We start from the raw sequence: 21780 nt of genomic DNA on the forward strand, positions 1-21780 counted from the left end.
TTATTTGTCCCCTTTTCCGCTTTTATCACATAATTCATAAAGTACACCGAATGAGTCCTTCGGGTGTAAGAAAGCTACTTCAGCGCCACCAGCACCAGGACCAGGCTCATCTGAAAGTAAGCGTACACCTTTTTCACGAAGCTCGGCCATGCGCTCACGAATCCCCGTTACGCCAAATGCCACATGGTGAATGCCTTCTCCACGTTTTTCTAAGAAGCCATGAATCGCACTTTTTTCGCTCATTGGCTCTAATAACTCAAGCTTTACATTACCTGCATCAATGAATGCTACTTTTACCTGCTGCGATTCAACTTCTTCTACTTTTAATAATTTTAAGCCTAGCGTTTCTGTGTAGTATGTAATTCTTTCTTCAATATTACGCACTGCAATACCAATATGATCTACTTTTTCCACGATGATAGCTCCCCTATAAAAAATTTAATAATTTCATTTGTCCTAGAGATTTGTTAAACTATTACTAGTTCAACATGAAGGAGCGAAAGTCATGAGTAACAAAAAATTTCAAAAAATAGTCGTTTATTCAATGGTTGTGATTATGCTAATCTCAACAATTGCAATGGGTGTAGCCGCAATCATGTAATGGATGTATCTACATCCATTTTTTTATTTCAAGCCCTTAAAGGATTGCTTGATGACTAGGTATTCATCCATTTCTTCAATAAACTGATACATTGCCGCCATTGCTAGAAAGGTTTCGTGATTTTCTGGTAATGGCATTTTTGCGAACTCCTCTTTCACTTTATCCAGCTTCTCTATAAAATGACTTGCGGTATTTCCCCCGTGAACATGCTCACTTAAATCTTCCAAAAATGTCGCAATTAGCGGTGCTTGCTTAGGGATTACGGGCAATGCCGTAATTTTCGGTAGCACGCGCTCAATTATTTCTAACTGCTTTTCACGCATATCGAAATAGACATAATATATATTATCCTTACGCGTTAAATGGTTTTGTACGTCCTTGAAGGCTAATGCTTTTGCCGCATTAATGGTCTTCGTTGCCTCAATTAGTTCCTTACCATCCCATAGTGTATCCCCATTACGTAAATAACTTGCAATTTCAGCTAATATTTTCTTAAATAGATCTTCCACTTTCGTTTGGTGGTTGAGTATGCCCTTTTGAATATCTGGCATATACATGTTGACCACAAGCCCCATCCCAAAACCAATGACCATGATAAATAGCTCATTCCATAATAAATCGGCCGTAAAATTTGCGGTTAAATAGATGTGCATCATAATAACGGCACTCGACACGAAGCCCTCTGCGACACCAATCGAAACAATCGTTGGAATAAATAGCAATAACACAATACCTAATACAATCGGATAATAACCGAATATTTCGAAAAATACGAATGCATAAGCCATACCAACAGCTGAAGCAACAATCCGCGTATACACCGCATGGACCGATTTTCGCTTTGTTGGCTGAATGCATAAAATCGTTAAAATGCCGGCTGCTGTAAAAAACTGTAGTTCAAAATATTGTGCAATCGCAATCGCAATAGAAGCGCCGACTGCTGTTTTCAGTGTACGATAGCCAACAGAAAACTTTTTCATGTGAGAAAAACGCTCCTTCTAGGATGAAGAAAGCTCGGTGCGCAAATTTCACGCACCTCACCTATTCTATTACTTACACTTCTTCGCAATATTCCTCAAAATGACCTTGTAAATTCGTTACAACGCTCATTGGGTCGTGCCCTTCGATTTCATAACGACCTACTTCTGCTACAACTTGACCATCCTTTAATAACACAAATGATGGAGAAGATGGAATATGGTCTTCACCGAAGTGAAAACGAGCTGCGGCTGCTGCTTCTTTGTCTTGTCCAGCAAACACCGTTACTAAATGATCAGGACGTTTGTCGTAATGTACCGCATGAGTTGCTGCTGGGCGGGCGATTCCACCTGCACATCCACATACTGAATTGACCATTACAAGTGTCGTACCTTCACGCGCTAATGCCGCTTCCACGTCTTCTGGTGTACGTAATTGCTCATAACCAGCCGCTTCCATTTCGGCACGCGCCGTTGTTGTAATTTGTTGCATAAATAAATCATAATCCATATTCATAAGCTTTTTAGCCCCTTTCGCTATTCCTTCATATCATAGCAAGGTTATGCTAGATGTGCAAAGACTGATGATTACAAATCATGCGTTTCTTATTTCTCAAATAGCGCGTTTACACCTTGTGTTACTGTAAGGCGTCCATGTAATATTTCATCCTCTAAAGAACGCACCTGTTGCTTTCGTTCTGGACTGCCATAAAACGAATCAATCAATTGGTCAGTAATCATCGAATGGAACCAATCACGTGTTTGCTCACGACGGCGAATATTCCAATAATTTGTCTTTTTCACCGTTTGCTCAAATTCCATGAGCATATCCCATACTTTGTCCAAACCGACTTTTTCCATGGACGAAACGGTAAGTGATGTACTGATCCAGCCTGGTGTTGATGGCTGTAAGAAATGAAGGATTTGCTTATATTCTTGCATCGTACGTCTTGCAGGGCGCACATTGTCACCATCTGCCTTATGCACGATGATTCCATCCGCAAGCTCCATAATCCCCTTTTTCATTCCTTGTAGCTCATCTCCAGCACCTGTCAAAACAAGTAGCAAGAAGAAATCTACCATGCCACGCACATACGTTTCACTTTGCCCAACACCAACTGTCTCGATTAATAACACATCATAGCCAGCTGCTTCACAAAGGAGCATCGTCTCACGTGACTTTTTATGCACGCCACCTAATGTACCAGCACTTGGCGATGGACGAACGAAGGCATTTTCTTGACGAACAAGCTCTTCCATTCGCGTTTTATCGCCTAAAATACTCCCACCAGATAAGGACGAGCTCGGATCAATCGCCAATACAGCGACCTTCTTCCCCATTTTACAAAGCATCGTACCGAATGCCTCGATAAATGAGCTCTTTCCTGCTCCCGGTACACCCGTAATCCCAATACGAATCGCGTTCCCTGTATACGGAAGCAGCTCTTGCAATAGCTTTTGTGCCTGCTCTTTATGCACGCTATTGGAGCTTTCAATTAGCGTAATGGCCTTTGATAATGCGGTACGGTCACCCGCACACACATCATCAGCTAGCTTTTCTATATCAAGCGCTTCCTGCTTTTTTTTACGGAATTTCTTTGGGTTTGAATAGCTCATACCATCATGACCACCCTTCACACCATCCATGACAAATAAAGCACTTTGGTCTTGATTCGGCATCGTCATTACTCTGCCACTTCCTCGTAGCCTAACTTTTTATAAATTTCTTCAATAATACGCATTGCTGATACCGGAATCACCGTACCAGGTCCGAAGATTGCCACCGCACCCGCTTCGTATAAGAAGTCGTAGTCCTGTGCAGGAATAACCCCACCACAAATAACGATAATATCTTCGCGGCCTAATTTTTTCAGCTCCGCAACTAATTCAGGCACTAATGTTTTGTGACCTGCTGCTAATGAAGATACACCAACACAGTGTACGTCATTTTCATTGGCCATTTGTGCTGTTTCTTCTGGTGTCATGAATAATGGTGAAATATCTACGTCAAAGCCTAAGTCAGCATAACCTGTTGCGACTACTTTTGCCCCGCGGTCATGTCCATCTTGTCCCATTTTTGCAACTAAAATACGTGGGCGGCGACCTTCAGCCTCTTCGAAATCTTCTGTCATTTGTTTTACTTCTTTAATCATCTCATCATCTGAGAAGTTCGCAGAGTATACGCCAGAAATTGAGCGAATAATTGCTTTATGACGACCAGATACGGCTTCAATTGCATCAGAAATTTCACCTAGTGATGCACGAGCGCGCGCTGCATCGACAGCAATTGCTAATAAGTTTTCTGAGCCGTCTTCAGCAGCTTTTGTTAAGCGTGCTAAATGCTGTTGTACTTCTTCTTCGTTACGCTCTGCCTTCATTTTCTCTAAACGAGCAATTTGTGCTTCACGTACAATCGCGTTGTCGATATCTAAAATATCAATTGGATCTTCTTCCGCTAAGCGGTATTTGTTAACGCCGACGATTGTCTCTGATTTCGAGTCGATTTTCGCTTGGCGTTTTGCCGCAGCTTCTTCAACCTTCATTTTTGGAAGTCCTGTTTCGATTGCTTTCGCCATACCACCAAGTCCTTCGATTTCTTCGATTAATGCCCATGCTTTTTCCGTAATCTCATCTGTTAATTTCTCAACATAGTATGAGCCACCCCATGGATCGATTACTTTTGTCATGCCTGTTTCTTCTTGTAAGAATAACTGTGTATTACGTGCAATACGAGCTGAGAAGTCTGTCGGTAAGGCAATCGCTTCGTCTAACGCGTTTGTGTGAAGTGATTGTGTATGACCCATTGCCGCTGCGTTTGCTTCGATTAGTGTACGTGTTACGTTGTTAAACGGATCTTGCTCTGTTAAACTCCAGCCTGAAGTTTGAGAGTGTGTACGTAACGCTAATGTTTTTGGGTTCTTTGGATTGAACGTGCTCATCATTTGAGCCCAAATACGACGTGCTGCACGCATTTTCGCTACTTCCATGTAGTAGTTCATACCGATTGCCCAGAAGAATGATAAACGTGGTGCGAATGCATCGATATCAATTCCTGCTTTTAAGCCTGTACGAACATACTCTAAGCCATCAGCTAATGTATAAGCTAACTCAATATCATTTGTTGCTCCAGCCTCTTGGATATGGTAGCCAGAGATTGAAATCGAGTTGAATTTTGGCATGAATTTTGCTGTGTATTCAAAGATATCTGCAATGATCTTCATTGACATTGCTGGTGGGTAAATGTATGTGTTACGCACCATGTATTCTTTTAAAATGTCGTTTTGGATTGTACCAGCAAGCTTGTCTGGTGATACCCCTTGCTCTTCTGCCGCAACAATATAGAACGCTAATACCGGTAATACAGCACCGTTCATTGTCATGGATACTGACATTTGATCTAACGGAATACCGTCAAATAAAATTTTTGAATCCTCTACTGAGTCGATTGCTACGCCGGCTTTACCAACATCCCCTGTTACACGTGGGTGGTCTGAGTCATAGCCACGGTGCGTCGCTAAGTCGAATGCTACCGATAACCCTTTTTGACCCATCGCTAAGTTACGACGGTAGAATGCGTTTGATTCCTCTGCTGTCGAGAAACCTGCGTATTGACGTACTGTCCAAGGACGCGCTACATACATTGTTGGGTATGGACCACGCGTATTTGGTGCAATACCAGCTACGTCATTTAAATGTTTCGCATCTTTAATATCCTCTGCATTATAAACAGAGTTCACTTCGATGCCTTCGTTTGTCATAAATGTGCCTGTAGAAGAAAGTTGTGATTGTGCTAATACGTCTTCAATAACAACTGATCCGAAATTTGCTTTACTCATTGTTGTGCCCCCTTCACAGTCGTTACAACATCGTTTAACTTTTCTACGATGTTTTGACCTGCAAAAATAAAGCCGTTTAAGCCGTTTGCAGTCCAAGCATCTGCTTCTTCTTTATATTTACCCGCTGCGTCTAATACGAGACCTTGTTTTTTTCCGTCTAAAAGGGCTGGGATTAATTGTTTTGTATCCTCATCTGTTGCTGCTACGACAACGTAATCATAGTCTGCAGTCGCTGCCCAAGCTGTTGCCTCTTCAATTGATTGGAAGCCTTCTGTTTGGTCTGCTACGATGCCTGCTGTCGCAAAGAAGCCTTGCACGAAATCTGCACGTGGCTTGTAGTTTTTCAGCTGACCAAAAGTTAAAATAGCTACTTTAAGATCTGCTTGAGCGAAGCTTGCACGTAAGTTTTCGAATGGTAGTGCAATACGCTTCACATCTGCAAACTGTGCATTTTCAACTGTTGGAATTTCATCTACTGGGTTTGCGTAGATATTTGTTCCGATTAATGTATGCTTGCGCGTTTCCACTTGCTGAATGCGTGTGTTGTATACTTCTTCAATTTTTGCATCGATACCATATGCTTGTAAGCCACCAGCTTGTTCGATTTCAAGGAACATTGCCCATGCCGCTTTGACATAATCTGCTGTTAATGACTCGATAAAGTAAGAACCACCAGCAGGATCTAGTACTTTTGTTACGTGAGATTCTTCTTTTGTTACTAAAGAAACATTACGTGCAATACGTACTGATTGCTCTGTCGTTTCTGTTAAGCAGTCATGTGGGTGCACAGTAATTACGTCCGCGCCACCAATTGCCGCTGAAAATGCTTCGTTGCCTGAGCGTAGTAAGTTTACATACACATCGTACTTTGAGAAGCTACGTGCAGATGTTTCTACTACGACTGGGACAGCGCTTGCTTCATTGCCGAATGCTGAAGCAAACGCTTTCCATAACACTTTAAATGCACGAATTTTTGCGATTTCTGAAAAGAACTGTGTATCTGCTGCAAATTGCACGAAGAATTTTTGTTCAAATGCTTTAAAGTCTTCTACAGATTGTGCTTGCTGTGACGCTTGTGCTAATGCAATGGCAAGCTCTTGTACTGAATTTGCACCGTTATTGTGGTAGGGGATTGTATTTGCTGCAAATGTACGTACATTTGGGAAACCAGCAACATCCACTGCTTCAGGTGCAATAATGTAACCGTTTACGTTATCTCGGTTAGCTGCCTCAATTTTGTCGAATACAGCTAACACGGCATCGTCATTTGATTGAACCGTAATTTTAAATGAATTTTCAGATAAATAAGAGGCTAATTTGGCGATGGCTGCCTCTGTCCATGTAAATGCTACTGGGCTATAAATGGTAATAATTTCATTACCACGTGCTAAGCTTTCCTCTAAGTTCGCAAAGAAGCTTTCTTCTGTTTCACCTACAATTTGTTGTGCAACTGCAAATGTTGATGATTTTGATAAAGTACGAACTGTTGAAACTTGCTTTTCTAATTGATCACCTAATTTTTCGATTAAACTTTCTTTTGTATAAAGTGGCTCAAGCGTGATGTTTTCAATTGTTTTTGTGAACAGTGATTCGAACGGTTTTCCTTTAAGAGCCTTTACCGCTTCTTCTTGCCACTGATCATAGCTAGCTGATTGAAATTCAATCTCTTTCATATTAGTTGACATGTGGACGCTTACTAGCTTCCCCCCTTGTTATATTTCTGTACTATATTCTACACGAGAATGTTCTGACAATAAAGCAAAAAAATTTCCGAAAGCCTGATTTAACAAGCTTTCGGAACTATTTTAGTAGACTGACATCTTCTCTTTATCGACATTTTCGAGAATTTCTTTCACTCGAGATAGGAATTTCCCACAAATCAATCCATCTAAAATTCGATGATCTAATGACAAACATAAATTTACGATTGACCGAGGTGCGATCATGTTACCCTGTACTATTACAGGTCTTTTTACAATACTTTCCACCTGCAAAATAGCAGCTTGCGGATAATTGATAATCCCCATCGACTGCACTGAGCCAAATGAGCCCGTATTATTAACTGTAAACGTACCGCCCTGCATATGCTCTAATTTCAATTTTCCATGACGAACGATCTGTGCATATTCATGAATTTCCTTGGCAATGCCCTTAATCGATTTTTCGTCCACATTTTTAATAACCGGGACGAATAGCGCATCATCCGTCGCAACGGCGATAGATAGATTAATATCTTTCTTTTGAATAATTTTATCCTCCGCCCACACAGAATTCATCATCGGGAATTCTTTAAGCGCTTGCGAAACGGCTTTTAAGAAAAAGGCAAAGTAGGTTAAATTAAAGCCTTCCTTTTGCTTAAATTCATCTTTTATGCGATCACGATATTCCACAAGCTCTGTCACATCTACTTCCATCATCATCCAAGCATGCGGAATTTCATGTGTACTTTTTAGCATATTTTTCGCAATCGCTTTCCGCACTTGTGTGACCGGAATTTCGATATCCCCTGTAGCAGTCGCAACGGATTCCAGTTTCTTCGGTGCGTCTTGCACAGCGAATGTGTTGTCCGGGGCTTCCTGTTGCGTTACTGGCTGCTGCGTTTGCATTGGTTTTCCTGCCGCAATAAAGGCTTCTACATCTTTTCGTGTAATTCGATTATCCGCGCCAGTGCCTGTCACTTGGGTTAGATCCACCTGATGTTCAGAGGCCAGTGCAGCTACTGCCGGAGAATACCGACCGCCTGTACGCACCGGCTTCACTGGTTTTTCTACCGTATTCGTAGGTGGCAGCTCCTCTTTGCGCTGTAAGCCAGCATTTAAAATGGCTGAGCTGACATTCGAACTTTTTGCCGCTGGAGCAGGAGGTAGCTCAGATCCCTCCACTTCAATCGTACAAACAACCGCGCCCACAGGTAATGTTTCCCCTTCGATTGCGATGAGCTCTTTAATGACACCTGCAAATGATGAAGGAATTTCGGCATTTACTTTATCCGTCGTCACTTCTGCTAGGGGGTCATATTTATTCACGGTATCGCCAACCTGGACAAGCCAGCGTTCGATTTTTCCTTCCGTTACACTTTCGCCTAATTGCGGCATTGCGATGTTTTGAATCGTCATAGTAGATCCTCCTCAATCATTTACTGGAAACATATCAATTACGCCTCGGCGTAATTGTGTCCAGATTTTTTCGAGTAGGCTCGAAAAACTCCTTTAAAAATCTGTGACATCCGCCGGGAGCATTCTTGATGCAGCCTAGGCTGAATCAAGTCAGAACGCAGCTAGTTCTCTTAGCGCACGTTCCACTTTATCAGGATTGATCATAAAATATTTTTCCATTGTTGGAGCATAAGGCATTGCGGGTACGTCTGGTCCTGCTAGACGTTGAATCGGCGCATCTAAATCAAATAAGCAATGTTCCGCGATAATCGCTGCGACCTCACTCATGATGCTGCCTTCTTTATTATCTTCCGTAATGAGCAAAATTTTCCCCGTTTTCTTCGCCGCTTCAATAATTGCTTCTTGATCTAACGGGTACACGGTGCGTAAATCTAAAATATGTGTTTCAATACCGTCCTTCGCTAAACGATCCGCCGCCTGCAATGCAAAGTGAACCGCCAAGCCATACGTAATGACCGTAACATCATCGCCCTCACGCTTCACATCGGCCACTCCAATCGGCAATGTGTAATCATCCGTCGGTACCTCACCCTTAATCAAGCGATAGGCACGCTTATGCTCAAAAAACAGCACGGGATCAGGATCGCGAATCGCTGCCTTTAACAAGCCTTTTGCATCATATGGTGTTGATGGAATGACAATTTTTAAGCCGGGTGTCCCTGCAAATAACGCTTCAACCGATTGCGAATGATACAAAGCACCGTGAATTCCCCCACCAAAAGGCGCGCGTACCACTAGTGGACAGCTCCAATCATTATTTGAACGATAGCGGATTTTCGCCGCTTCCGAAACAATTTGGTTCACAGCCGGCATGATAAAATCCGCAAACTGCATTTCAGCAATCGGACGCATGCCATACATTGCCGCACCAATTGCTACACCTGCAATTGCACTTTCCGCAAGTGGTGTATCGAGCACACGCTGTTCGCCGAATTGGTCGTATAATCCGGTAGTCGCTTTAAACACACCGCCCTTTAAGCCAACATCCTCTCCCAGTACGAAGACGCGGTCATCACGTTCCATTTCTTCTTTCATGGCAAGATTAATTGCATCAATATAAGAAATTACTGGCATTACGCATCTTCTCCTTCCGCATAGACAAACTTAAGGGCATGTTCTGGTGAGGCATACGGAGCATTTTCTGCATACTCTGTCGCTTCATTGATGACTTGCATGACGTGATCATTTAATTGTTCAATGAACGCGTCATCTACAATACCGCGTTCTTTTAAATAGTTTTCGAAAAGCAAGATCGGATCCTTTGCTTTTCCTTCCGCGATGTCTTCTGCTGTTCGATATTGGCGGTCGTCATCATCAGAGGAATGGGCTGTCAAACGATAGGTCACCGTCTCAATTAAAGAGGGGCCCTCGCCATTTCGAGCACGGTCTGCCGCTTCCTTTACCACTTTATATACTTCGAGTGGATTTTTCCCGTCTACTGTCACACCAGGCATGCCGTAACCAATTGCTCGGTCAGACACCTTTGCACAGCCTAACTGACGCTCCACTGGAACAGAAATCGCGTATTGGTTATTTTCAACCATAATAATTACCGGAAGCTTATGAACCCCTGCAAAGTTCGCACCTTCATGAAAATCTCCCTGATTGGACGAGCCTTCCCCAAGCGTTACAAACGTAATAAAATCCTTTTTTTGCATCTTGCCTGCCAAAGCAACCCCTACCGCATGTGGAACCTGTGTCGTTACCGGAGAAGAGCCCGTTAAAATCCGGTTTTTCTTTTGCCCGAAATGTCCCGGCATTTGGCGTCCACCAGAGTTTGGGTCCTCTGCTTTGGCAAACGCTGAAAGCATTAAATCCTGTGCAGTCATTCCAAAATGGAGCACGACCCCCATATCACGATAATACGGTGCAATATAGTCCTTTGTATGATCTAGTGCAAATGCCGCGCCAACCTGTGCTGCCTCTTGCCCCTGACAGGAAATAACAAACGGAATTTTTCCAGCGCGATTTAATAGCCACATACGCTCGTCAATGCGCCGCGCTAGCAGCATCGTTTCATACATTTTGATGACGTCTTCATTTGTTAATCCTAGCTGTTCATGCATTAATTGTTGTTCTGTCATAATACAAACCCCCAATCGACTAAAAATGAATGGCCTTCCCTTCAATTGCTAGTGCCGCTTCTCCAATGACCTCACTCAAACTTGGATGTAAATGCACCATTTGCCCAAACTCCCATGGTGACGCATTTAAAAATAATCCTAATGCCGCTTCTGAAATTAAATCTGTCGCATGTGGTCCAATTAAATGAACGCCAATTACATCATTCGATAGTTCATCCACGATCACCTTTACAAAGCCTTCTGATTCGCCGTAAACAATCGCTTTTCCAATCGCTTTAAAAGGAAATGTCGCTGTTGTTACTTGATAGCCCTGTTGATGTGCCTGTGCCTCTGTTAACCCAACACTTGCAACCTCAGGGGAACTGTATACGCCACGCGCAATCTTTGCGTATTCTATCGGCATTAAATGCGTTCCTACAATATGCTCAACCGCTCGAATCCCCTCATGAGAAGCGACATGCGCTAATTGCATCCCACCAATGACGTCCCCGATCGCGTAAATATGACTTTCCTTTGTTTGGAAGCTTTCATTGACGAGAATCGAGCCATTTTCTAACTCGATTTCGGTATTTTCAATGCCGATATTTTCAGTATTCGCAACACGGCCAACCGATAATAATACAGCCTGCGCCTCAATCGTATTGCCTTCAAGCGGAATCGATACTTGTTCCGCTACTTGTACTGTTGATGGATCGAGCTGTACATTGAAATGAATGCTCACGCCGCGCTTTGTCAATTGCTTATACATTTCGTCTGAGATGGCTTCATCCTCTGTTGGAATTAAGCGATTCCCTGCTTCTAAAATGGTCACATCCACCTCAAAATCGATGAGCATCGAAGCCCATTCCACCCCAATGACACCACCACCAATAATGACGACGGATTTTGGTAATTGCTCTAATGTCAAAAACTCATCGGATGTAAAGACCTTCTCCCCATCAACCTTTAAACCAGCTAAATGGCGCGGTCTTGAACCGGTAGCAATAATGACATTTTTCGGGATGAGCATCTCGTTTTCGGAGCCATCCGACATCTCTACAGAAATCGTGCCCGGCATTGGTGAAAATATAGACGGTCCTAAAATTCGACCATAGCCACCAAATACATCGATTTTGCCCTTTTTCATCAGATGCTGAACACCTTTATAAAGTTGATTGACGACCTGCTCTTTTCGTTGCTGAATGCGATCAAATTGCAGTGTTACCCCTTGAACTTCTATCCCAAAATCCAGTGCTTTTTTGGATTGTACATACACTTCCGCACTACGTAGTAACGCCTTTGTCGGAATACAGCCTGCATGTAAGCATGTACCACCTAGCTTATTTTTTTCGACAATGGCCGTTTTTAAGCCGAGCTGTGCAGCACGTATTGCCGCTACATAGCCACCTGTTCCCCCGCCTAAAATGACAACATCATATTCCTTCGCCATGTGCAGCACCCCTTGTGAACTAATTCTGTTTCTTTAACGACCGTTTAAAATATTTTTTTCATTTTGCAGGAATGTACTGCGCGTTTTCGCAACTCGCGCAATTCTTTCCTCTGCCAAATGATTTGCGGCTAAGTAAGTTGGTATATCTTGCTCCTTTGAGATAGCAAAAATCTTTTCTAAGCTCGTATAAATCGTTTCCACTCGTTTCATTGCTCGTTCGCGATTGTAGCCATATAATTCATCCGCTACGTTAATGACACCGCCCGCATTAATGACATAATCGGGTGCATAGACGATACCCATTTCATGCAAAACCAGTCCATGCTTTGATTCGGCTAGTTGATTATTAGCCGAGCCTGCGATGACCCTTGCTTTCAACTTTGGAATCGTTGTATCGTTAATAATTGCACCTAATGCACATGGGGCAAAAATATCAACCTCTTGCTCATAAATTTCGTCTGGTAAAACCGCTCTTGCGCCAAAATCATTGACTACGCGGTCGATTGCAGCTTGATTGATGTCTGTTACGACTAAGCGAGCCCCTTCCTTGTGTAGGTACTCACATAATGTATATGCGACATTCCCAAGACCTTGTACTGCAATTTTACGTCCGCCTAAATTATCATCACCAAATGCTTCCTTCGCTGCGGCCTTCATTCCTAAAAAAACGCCATATGCTGTTACTGGTGAAGGATTACCCGAGCTTCCGAATGCTGGCGAAATTCCTGTTACATAGTTGGTTTCTTCATGAATTAAATCCATATCCGAAACACTCGTACCGACATCCTCTGCTGTAATATAGCGTCCATTTAAGCCTTGGATAAAGCGACCTAATGCACGGAACATTTCTTCATTTTTATCTTTAAACGGATCACCGATGATGACCGTCTTCCCGCCCCCTAAATTTAAACCGGCAGCGGCATTTTTATATGTCATCCCACGAGCTAATCGAAGTGCATCTTCAATCGCATCTTCCTCAGAAGCATATGTCCACATGCGTGAACCACCTAGTGCTGGACCTAGTGTTGTATCGTGAATTGCAATGATTGCCTTTAAACCTGAAGCCTCATCTTGGCAAAAAACGAGCTGCTCATAATCATATTTTTGCATGTACTTGAATAATTCCATTACACTCTACTCCTTTTTCAAGAAAGCGCTTACTTTCTCGTGTTTTATAATTTATTCTGCCTAACGTTCAACAAAAACTTAAATGTGAATAATTTTTGTCTTTAAATTTACAATACTTTCAAATTCATCATGTTGCAACTATTATTCTCCCTTTTTCATCAAGTTCGAAAATTCAGAAAAATCAATCGATTATTACGTAGATGATAAGCTTACACGGATTCTATTTTTCTCGATATTTATTATTCCAAAAAAATAAAATGTCGCAGATTCGTCATATTGTCTTATTCAAATACAACTTTTTTATGTATACAATTGACAGTAATTATTGGTATTGTTAAATTAATGTTGCTTTATTTAGTGGAGGGATATGTATATGGCACGAATGGCTGCTTTTATTGTTCTCGTAATTCCTGCAATTCTCATGGCTGCGGGCATTAAATTTATGCGAGATACACTTTTCGGAATATTAATTTCACCATTCCCTTGGATTTGGGTTCAATTTGTCGTTGGGGTTATTTTCTTTGCCGTTTCTTTTTTATTTTTTGCAGGGTTTTTACTTCATCGAGACCGCAAGCGCGGAAAAGTTGCCGATCGTTGGCAAAACAAATAATTTTCAAATAGCATATACGCCATAAAAAAGACGCCGATGAAGGATTCATTCGCGTCTTTTTGTTAGTTTAGTTGCGCTTTCTGAACTTTATCCGGAAAATCGGTAATCCATCCCTTTACTGCTGGGTGCGGATTTTTCAAGAAGGGTTCGTTCCCCACAATGCCATAGAAGCGTATCCCCATTGCGGCCTCTTCACAATTGTTCAAATAGTGGCGCTTATAATATCTTTTATGGGCATGAATGGTATCAAAAAAGGATGGTTTCTTAATTGTCGTCCAATCAAATTTTTTCGTAATAATATAAGCCGTTTCCATTTCTGGTCGTACTTCTTTGACAATCCTTAATAATCTTTCATGAAACGATGAAAAATGACTATTTTTCGGTACTTGCATCGCTACTAAAAATTGACGGAATGCCGCTTCATTCATTAGTAAAGACTGCTTCAATTCAATATTCAAGGGCATTTGCTGTTCATTCGCCCAATCCAGAACCGTTTGAAACGATTCAATCGAATGTCCAAAAAAGCGTCGTGTAAATCGTTTTCCGAGCTTATAGCTTTGCAATTCTTTAAAAGAACAATCGGACACATTTCGTCTTTTTCCAGCCAATCGCTTTAAATCCAAATCATGAAATACTACTAATATCCCATCCTTTGAAATCTGGATATCTAATTCAATGCCATCTGCGCCCATGCTTTGCGCCTTTTTAAACGCTGCAAACGTATTTTCTAAACAACTATTAGATGCACCACGATGTGCAAAAACTGGAATCGCTTTCATTATACATTCAACTCTCCGAATTCAAGTAAGAATCGACCATTCGTCATGTTCGTTAACATTGTCGACTTTTTGCCGATTTGAAGATATGTACCAGGATGCGCTTCTTTTGTCACATTGATTTCTTCTTTACCTACACTGCGTAAATCAGTCATCAATTGTTTGATTTCACGATCCAAGCTCGCTGCCGATTCTTTATTAGCCGCTAATTTTAGCTTCGTTTGTTCCAACGCTGCGACTTGTGGCTTCGTTAAATTATTCACAACCGGCATTATACGGTTGATTTGTGATTCTAGCTGTAAAATATCTTCTTGCATTGATTTTAAGAGCGCTGCCTTTGATTGAATTAACTCAAGTCCATCTGTCTTGTTCACACTATTGATGATTAATTCGGTCTTTCGCTCTAAACGATTGCCTGTTATAGCTGACACGATTGTACTTTTGGCAATCGCTGTACCCCCAATAATCTTACCTTTTCGCTCATCCACTAATATCGAATGTGCTTGAATATTAGAACCTAATGCATAAAATCCGATACTTACTTCTCCACCAGCTACCAAATTTGCCTCATTCACATGCTTTACGAAAATATTTCCGCCCGCTTCCACTCGTGTTTCACCTAGGCCAAAAATACCTCCGCGAATGAAGATATCTCCATCGATTGATTTAATGAGCTTAGCCCCTGATACACCTTCAGGACCTTCAATCGAAATATCACCCTTTGCAACTACAGAAAAACCTGCCTGCACGGTACCACGTATTGAAATAGAGCCATTAAAGTCGATATTACCTGTCTGAACGCCCACATCGCCATTTACCGGTAAATGATAATTAACGCTAACTACGCCTTTGTGATCTTCTAGTACACCATTTATTTTAGAGCGTATGACCGTTTTTCCATCTTCTTCACTTTCGTAGGCAGATTTGCGGTCATATTTAATTGGAATATCGCGGCCGCGTTGTGCAGCTATTGACTCTCCGTATACATTCGTACCAGGAATACCAGGTTGAGCATGAATTTTTTCGCCTAGCCATGCCCCTTCTTCAATTTCAAAGATGAAGTTCATATCATAATAGTCTGCTTTGCCATCTTCGCGGATTACTGGTTTACGTTCAGGAATATTTAAGTACGTCACCTTCGCATCTTCACCTTTTACTGGTGGCGTTCCTTGTGCAATTAATATGGCTTTACCGCTTACCATTGTTTCAAATTTAATATCTTGAATTCCATAAACCACATTTTGCTCCTTTAAGAGCTTTTGTACAGTTTGTTGGAATTGCTGCGGATTCGAACGAATAGAATCCATTGTTTCATAAACAAATAGTGAAGCAGACATTTTATCGCGTGATACTTCTAATGTAACGGATGGTAACCATGTACCTATTTCTACTGGATTTGGCGTGACTTCATTTAGCACTTGTTTCAGAACTGCAAAATTTGTAAGTTTAATGCGAGGATTAAGGCGTACAATCGTATCAAAATCTTTTAACATAAATCCGGTTTTTACAGTTTTTATATAAACCTTGTCATTTTTTTCTGACACTTCAAAAAACTGATTCTCAAATATAGCCACACAGATCCCTCCCATACCTTATAGTATATACAAATATTAGGGTTTTGTTTAGCTAAATATTAGTCGAACTTGTCAGTTTTTTGTCCCCCATACAAAAATAATGCAAAAGTAGCGGACACCCCATACCTTTGCCCCCCTGTATAAATTCATTTAATAATCGTATTTTATAATTAATAGGTAATTCAGTGCATTGCGCTTTAAATGACAGATACTATGTACTTCGCAATTGAAAGGACAAAAAAAGAGTGCCCCGTAAAAACAAGGCACTAAACAGAATAATATGGCTGTATTCATATCATTCTAAGAAAGGAGGTAAAAACTAAGAATAAGATTTGTCTTACTTAAGTCATAATACCCCTACATGATAAAGGATAAACATCTTTCCCAAAAAATGTCGTTAACTCGCTACCATTTCAATACGAATCTTGTCCGCAATCATGGCAATGAACTCGCTATTCGTCGGCTTTGACTTCATATGGTGCACGGTGTAGAACGTTGGTATATAAGGGTTTACGAGGACTTTAACTAACTAAAGCAAATAGTTATTTATTGGTTTACGATGTAGGGTTTATCGGTAAATAAATCCCTGTGTTCCATCTATTGTAAAGGAATATGGGTGATATTTCAACTACTAATTGAATAAAAAAAGAGAGCATCTCTGCTCTCCTTTACTCCATAAAATGTTCAATTTGATATTTCTTTAAAATATCCATTACAGTTAACATATCTTGTTGCATAGAATCAAACTCATCACTTGCTAATTCTTTGAATACTTTGTCCTTACTAGTAAAATATTTAATCTTATAATTACACCATTGTTCCCTATGATATAGCACAGAAGAATAATAATTTTCAATTTCTCTTTCTGCTGGTGTAGAAATAGTATATGAAAGACCATTCAAATATACTATTTCATCTCTATAAAGTTGTATATACTCTTCAATCTTTTGTTCATCTGATTTATTTGTATATGCTGTATTAATAAATTTTATTTCATCTTCAAAATTCAAATATCTATTTAACGTCTCACTAAATGAATCGAAAAATTCAGGTGTAATATAACCTAATTGAACTCCTGTAGGATATTCGGATAAATCATTTTCTAAAGAATTTGAATAGGCTATTTCATGAGACTTAGAATTATTTTTAAACTTTAAAATTGCAAAACCACTTACCCCAACTGCCACAATAAACATAATAATAACAGATATTAGTAATGTCTTATTTTTCATTTTACATTCAACCTTTTGTATTCATTTCATTCAGTACAAGCATAGTACAGGTAAACACCATACACACTAATGCTAAAACGAAATATGCAGTAGTGTGAGTACCATTGATGATATAATTATATGCATCCCCACCTACATGAACATTCTTGCTATCTAATAAATAACTATCTGGATTTTCATACACTAACATTTTATAAAATCCCATTACTATAGAAGCAGTAACCCCTATAAATCCCAAGAATGCTAAGATACTATAAAGAGTAGATTTTTTTGAACTTTCTTTTACATGAACTACTTCACTCTGAACACTACTTTTATCCTGTATTTGATTTACACTCATAACATACACCCCTAATTTATTATCAGTACAATTCTACCAATTATATACATAAAAGGGAATACAATATTTTTTCTGTGCGTGTGTAATTTAGTAAGGTAGAAAAATTTTTTTAAAAGTTGGGGTATCGCTCTATCTAATCGTCAATTAATTTATACAGAAATCATCATGACTATATTTCTATCCATAATATTCATCAATTTTTATCATAATTTCTCTATAAATCAATCAAATATACGGCTACTCACTGTACCGCGCTTACTCACAGAATTAGAATAATAGGAATTGCAAATTTACAACTCCCATTTTTGACTATTCTAATTTTCATTTTACTAATATTAGCATCCTATTAAACATTAATTCCAATTGATTTTAGGTACATTAGATTATTCATGACGTTATTATTTATCGTACTATCTATTAGAACATCTTGTAGAGTATCCTGTGACGTTACACACTCATTAATCTTAGTTCTAATAATCCTATTTTAGTAGTCATTACTTCTCTTACTGTCCATTCTACATTATCAAAAGTAAATACCTTATTAATTGCATAGGTTTCTCTTGCTTTTGGCGTATCTTTCAATGTTAAAATTGTTTCTGTATTGGCTACTGTGATAATTTGATTATTAGCAATAGAAACTTCTCTATGACGAAATACGCCAACGAATAAACCTACAATTTTATTTTCAGTTTTATAAATTGGCGCACCATTAGGTTGTCTTCCTACGATTTCATCTGTTTTTACCTTTTCAATAATCACATTTTCGTAGTTACAGTAATCTAAAATTGCCTTATATTTAGCACCACGTTCAAATACTACGTCACCCGTTACAATATAGTAGTCGTTATCTGTAAGCATTAGCACATCACCGCGCTTGAACTCATTGGCTGCGTGTAGATGATAGGAGGAGTTAGGACTTAACGTTGCATTGGTTGTGAAGCCTTGTACCATGTACTCGAATTCTGAATCAGGATTAAGAGTGATCGGCTTACTCATATACTGTACAGTGTCACGTAACAATGTATCGCTAAATAGATTCATATAGATTCCCCCTACATATATAGCATGAATATAGAAGTATCCATACCATTATCCATATCAGTATTAGGCATATTCCGAATCTTATCTTCTAATTGGTCAATTCTCTTCATTAGATTTTCATGGAATTCTGATACGGTCATATCATCTACTTTAATATTTTTCATCATTTCAGGATTGTTAGCCAATGATTCCAGCACAGATAGAGCCGTACTATATATTGCTCTCTTATTTACATTGGAAGTAGGAACATAACTATCAGTAGGATTCAATCCACTCTCGGCTAAATAGATAGATAATTCCGTATCTGTGAAGGTTATGCCCTTAATTTCCATCTGTAAGCGTTGCATATTATTCATAATCTTATCACTCCTCATTGTATATTTAATGTATTAATATACGTTTTTAACTTCCTATAACATAGGTTATGTAAACTAGATTTTTACGAAGTTGTTGTTATATCAACGTTTGTAAATTTACTCTACTTTTAGTATATACATTTTTTATACATCATTGATATAACAACGTTTATCCAATTATCAAAAATTAGAAACTATAAACTTCTTGCATATAAATGGCTAAAAATATACATTCATAATCATACAGTTATCTGTATATTAATTAAACGATTCCCAATTTAATAACTGCGATAACGGCTGCAATCACAATTCCTATAATGGAAGTAGTTACTGTACGTCTAAGCCACCTTGTATCATCTTTAATTGTGCCTATGTCCTCTTTGACATCCTTAATATTGGATTCTGCTACTGCTAGTCTAGTCTTTACATCAACCATATCCGATTCCAATTTCCCTACTCGATTTTCCATATTTTTTCCACCTACTCATGCGTAATAAATTGCTCCTTTTCTCCATTTTTTATTTTTATTCGTACATACCCCCCACCTGTATATATAACAGGCGGGAAATTTTGGATATATACACTACTGACTCAAACTATTGATAACTCTACATTTCTACTTTATTATTCTGAATCATTATTCATTTTCTCGTCATCTTCACCATTACTATTTGCATCAATTGTTGTATTAGCATTTGTATCAGTTTCTACACTACCTTCATGCTCTACCTTCTCACTCTTTAATCTTAACAATTCGTTTGCTACATCATTAATATAAGGTGATTGCTCTAAGATAGTCTCTGTGCTAATTGCTCCCATATCATATTGAGTTTTCATGTTCTCGATAACTTCTTTATGGTTAGCAGGCGTATTATAATGGAATTTGAAGTCTAATGAAGCCATTGCATTATCACTAATCTTCTCACCTTTGTAAGATAATAAACGAACTACACGTTCCCAACGCTCATAGAATCCATTAATTAAATAGTTTTCTGTTGTGCCTGCGCTTGTATCTGCTAATGAGAATAAAAGTTTGATACTAACCTCACTCAAGTTACTAATATCTGTCTTATTCATTGATACGGCTGGTGTAGATGAAACGTCCAATAAAGTTTGTTGCAACGTCTTATAAACTAATTCAAAGGATGCACTATCTAATTCATTCGATACCATTTTGAAGTCACTGCCATCATCTAAATTGATTCCACCACCTACAATATCTTGAGGTAAACTATCTTTTAATTGTTGACCTGATACGACTGGAATAGGATTCATGAATTTATACATGGAATCAACATACTTTGAAAGTACATCTTCCATTGAATCCAAGATGCCTGTATAGTCTTTTAACTCTGACCGACCTTTAGTATCAGAAAATTCATCTTCAGTTTTATAAAGCACTGGCAAGCCACTCAAGTTAGGATATGCACCTGTCATATGTAATTCTGTTCCTTCATCGTTCCACTCTTGCACGTATGTATCTGTATAAATGACATAGTAAGTAATGCCATCAAAAATATAATGTTCAATGAATCCGATCATCTCACCGTAATTATTAAAAACAGGTGTGCCATTATCTGCATTGATAATTTTAGAATCAATTTGACCTTTACTATTAATATAAATGTACTCGGCAACCTGACCAAATTTCAACATACGATTGAGAATTTTCTCGTTCTTATCATCAAAGCGACCTAATTTATTAATTTTGATAAACTTTTCAACCATGCGCTTTTGACCAATAAATTGAACAGGATTCTTCAATAAATATTGTGTCTTAAAATTTAGAATGGTCTTAGCCATCTGAATGACTATCTTTCTCGGCTCTACTACCTGACCATTATATTTATAATTAGGTCGGTTTAAAATCTTATGATGACCGTCTAAATATTCTTTAATGGCTTGTGTATCTGTAATTCGTGATTGATTCTCATAAGAAGATAACTCCTGAACAAACCACATAGGATTGTTACTGTACTTCTTTGAAATGTATTCTTCTAGGTTCAATATAGTTCCTCCTTTTAGGCAAAATAAAAAAGCCGTGCCTATTGGACACGACTTTCAACCTCTTTAATATGAGCAATTGCCTCTTGATATTGTTCTGTTTGTTCTTTTAATAAATATTTCTCAACAGGTTTTTCACCTGTTTGTTTGAAGTGTTCATTGAGTTGTCTGTTTAACTCACCATAAACGGCTTTCTTACTATCCAAACGTTTCCACGTGAATTCGCTTAAAATATCAGAAGTCACATCGAAATTTTTAGTTTTTGTATCAACTGCTGCAATATGAATTTTCTTTTCAATACTTTTATAGAATGGCTCATAAACCTCATCATCAATGATGATATAGTTTGATTCAATTGTACGAATATCCTTTTTACACCCGAAATACTTCTGCATATCTTCTATTGTATTATTATCAATTAATTTAATATGATGCAAAGCAATATGATACGCTGAATCATCCTCATTAACTGATATTTTAACATCTAAACCATTATACTTTAAATTAATCAATGAATTACCTGAATCAAACCTTGTTTCTAACACTGAAATAATTTCTTCATTATGAAGTACTTCTAAATCTTCTATTCCAATCGCTTTACCTATTGCCATTTGTC

At 39.1% G+C, this 21780-nt stretch carries 22 protein-coding genes; 2 read left to right on the top strand and 20 right to left on the bottom strand.

Features of this window, described 5'->3' with window-relative positions:
- Positions 1–414 (bottom strand): methylmalonyl-CoA epimerase, encoded by a 414-nt coding sequence (gene mce, locus MKX47_RS11665; protein ID WP_340774279.1) that lies wholly within the window; start codon positions 412–414, stop codon positions 1–3.
- A 91-nt stretch (positions 415–505) separates the two neighbouring features.
- Between mce and prli42 the strand changes: the two genes are divergently transcribed.
- On the top strand, positions 506–601 hold the full coding sequence (prli42, locus tag MKX47_RS11670; RefSeq protein ID WP_340774281.1) for a stressosome-associated protein Prli42: 96 nt from the start codon (positions 506–508) through the stop codon (positions 599–601).
- A 23-nt stretch (positions 602–624) separates the two neighbouring features.
- Here prli42 and MKX47_RS11675 read toward each other — a convergent pair whose 3' ends face one another.
- From MKX47_RS11675 to MKX47_RS11720, 10 genes are all read right to left on the bottom strand, one after another.
- Positions 625–1581: an aromatic acid exporter family protein gene (locus tag MKX47_RS11675; protein ID WP_340774283.1), complete on the bottom strand. Its 957-nt coding sequence runs from the start codon at positions 1579–1581 to the stop codon at positions 625–627.
- Positions 1582–1654: 73 nt separating this feature from the next.
- The gene (locus MKX47_RS11680; RefSeq protein WP_340774285.1) at positions 1655–2095 is read right to left on the bottom strand and encodes a BrxA/BrxB family bacilliredoxin; all 441 of its coding nucleotides are present in this window, start codon (positions 2093–2095) and stop codon (positions 1655–1657) included.
- A gap of 89 nt (positions 2096–2184) precedes the next feature.
- Positions 2185–3264, bottom strand: a complete 1080-nt coding sequence (gene meaB, locus MKX47_RS11685) for a methylmalonyl Co-A mutase-associated GTPase MeaB (protein WP_340774287.1) — start codon at positions 3262–3264, stop codon at positions 2185–2187.
- Positions 3264–5414 (bottom strand): methylmalonyl-CoA mutase, encoded by a 2151-nt coding sequence (scpA, locus tag MKX47_RS11690; protein ID WP_340774289.1) that lies wholly within the window; start codon positions 5412–5414, stop codon positions 3264–3266. Before scpA ends, meaB begins: the two co-directional genes overlap by 1 nt.
- Entirely contained in the window at positions 5411–7099 is a 1689-nt protein-coding gene (locus MKX47_RS11695) for a methylmalonyl-CoA mutase family protein (RefSeq protein WP_340774292.1), read from the bottom strand. The genes scpA and MKX47_RS11695 overlap by 4 nt, the downstream gene beginning before the upstream one ends.
- A 120-nt stretch (positions 7100–7219) precedes the next feature.
- A complete protein-coding gene (locus MKX47_RS11700; protein WP_340774295.1) occupies positions 7220–8530 on the bottom strand; it encodes a dihydrolipoamide acetyltransferase family protein in 1311 nt (436 codons plus the stop codon).
- A 150-nt stretch (positions 8531–8680) separates the two neighbouring features.
- On the bottom strand, positions 8681–9664 hold the full coding sequence (locus MKX47_RS11705; RefSeq protein ID WP_340774298.1) for an alpha-ketoacid dehydrogenase subunit beta: 984 nt from the start codon (positions 9662–9664) through the stop codon (positions 8681–8683).
- Complete coding sequence (locus MKX47_RS11710; RefSeq protein ID WP_340774300.1) at positions 9664–10674, bottom strand: thiamine pyrophosphate-dependent dehydrogenase E1 component subunit alpha; 1011 nt, start codon at positions 10672–10674, stop codon at positions 9664–9666. Before MKX47_RS11710 ends, MKX47_RS11705 begins: the two co-directional genes overlap by 1 nt.
- 19 nt (positions 10675–10693) lie before the next feature.
- Positions 10694–12103: a dihydrolipoyl dehydrogenase gene (lpdA, locus tag MKX47_RS11715; RefSeq protein ID WP_340774303.1), complete on the bottom strand. Its 1410-nt coding sequence runs from the start codon at positions 12101–12103 to the stop codon at positions 10694–10696.
- A gap of 33 nt (positions 12104–12136) precedes the next feature.
- Entirely contained in the window at positions 12137–13231 is a 1095-nt protein-coding gene (locus MKX47_RS11720) for a Glu/Leu/Phe/Val family dehydrogenase (protein WP_340774306.1), read from the bottom strand.
- Positions 13232–13604: 373 nt separating this feature from the next.
- Between MKX47_RS11720 and MKX47_RS11725 the strand changes: the two genes are divergently transcribed.
- Positions 13605–13841: a DUF2627 domain-containing protein gene (locus MKX47_RS11725; RefSeq protein ID WP_241368933.1), complete on the top strand. Its 237-nt coding sequence runs from the start codon at positions 13605–13607 to the stop codon at positions 13839–13841.
- Positions 13842–13903: 62 nt separating this feature from the next.
- On the opposite strand, the gene MKX47_RS11730 is transcribed toward MKX47_RS11725, so the two are convergent.
- The 9 genes from MKX47_RS11730 to MKX47_RS11775 form a co-directional block, all read right to left on the bottom strand.
- Entirely contained in the window at positions 13904–14620 is a 717-nt protein-coding gene (locus MKX47_RS11730) for a glycerophosphodiester phosphodiesterase (protein WP_340774312.1), read from the bottom strand.
- The gene (locus tag MKX47_RS11735) at positions 14620–16191 is read right to left on the bottom strand and encodes a DUF342 domain-containing protein (RefSeq protein ID WP_340774314.1); all 1572 of its coding nucleotides are present in this window, start codon (positions 16189–16191) and stop codon (positions 14620–14622) included. Before MKX47_RS11735 ends, MKX47_RS11730 begins: the two co-directional genes overlap by 1 nt.
- A 668-nt stretch (positions 16192–16859) precedes the next feature.
- Positions 16860–17423 carry a hypothetical protein gene (locus tag MKX47_RS11745; RefSeq protein WP_340774316.1) on the bottom strand — a complete coding sequence of 188 codons (564 nt, stop codon included), beginning with the start codon at positions 17421–17423 and terminating at the stop codon, positions 16860–16862.
- Positions 17424–17430: 7 nt separating this feature from the next.
- Positions 17431–17763 carry a hypothetical protein gene (locus MKX47_RS11750; protein ID WP_340774317.1) on the bottom strand — a complete coding sequence of 111 codons (333 nt, stop codon included), beginning with the start codon at positions 17761–17763 and terminating at the stop codon, positions 17431–17433.
- A gap of 447 nt (positions 17764–18210) precedes the next feature.
- Positions 18211–18804: a hypothetical protein gene (locus tag MKX47_RS11755; protein WP_340774320.1), complete on the bottom strand. Its 594-nt coding sequence runs from the start codon at positions 18802–18804 to the stop codon at positions 18211–18213.
- Positions 18805–18815: 11 nt separating this feature from the next.
- Positions 18816–19160, bottom strand: coding sequence for a hypothetical protein (locus MKX47_RS11760; RefSeq protein ID WP_340774322.1), 345 nt, complete (start codon positions 19158–19160; stop codon positions 18816–18818).
- A gap of 262 nt (positions 19161–19422) precedes the next feature.
- Positions 19423–19629, bottom strand: coding sequence for a hemolysin XhlA family protein (locus MKX47_RS11765; protein WP_340774324.1), 207 nt, complete (start codon positions 19627–19629; stop codon positions 19423–19425).
- A 155-nt stretch (positions 19630–19784) separates the two neighbouring features.
- The gene (locus MKX47_RS11770; RefSeq protein ID WP_340774327.1) at positions 19785–21167 is read right to left on the bottom strand and encodes a phage portal protein; all 1383 of its coding nucleotides are present in this window, start codon (positions 21165–21167) and stop codon (positions 19785–19787) included.
- Between the two features lie 38 nt (positions 21168–21205).
- Entirely contained in the window at positions 21206–21775 is a 570-nt protein-coding gene (locus MKX47_RS11775; protein WP_340774329.1) for a hypothetical protein, read from the bottom strand.
- Between the last annotated feature and the right edge of the window lie 5 nt (positions 21776–21780).

It is taken from the genome of Solibacillus sp. FSL R7-0668, from assembly GCF_038006205.1.
Taxonomy (GTDB): domain Bacteria; phylum Bacillota; class Bacilli; order Bacillales_A; family Planococcaceae; genus Solibacillus.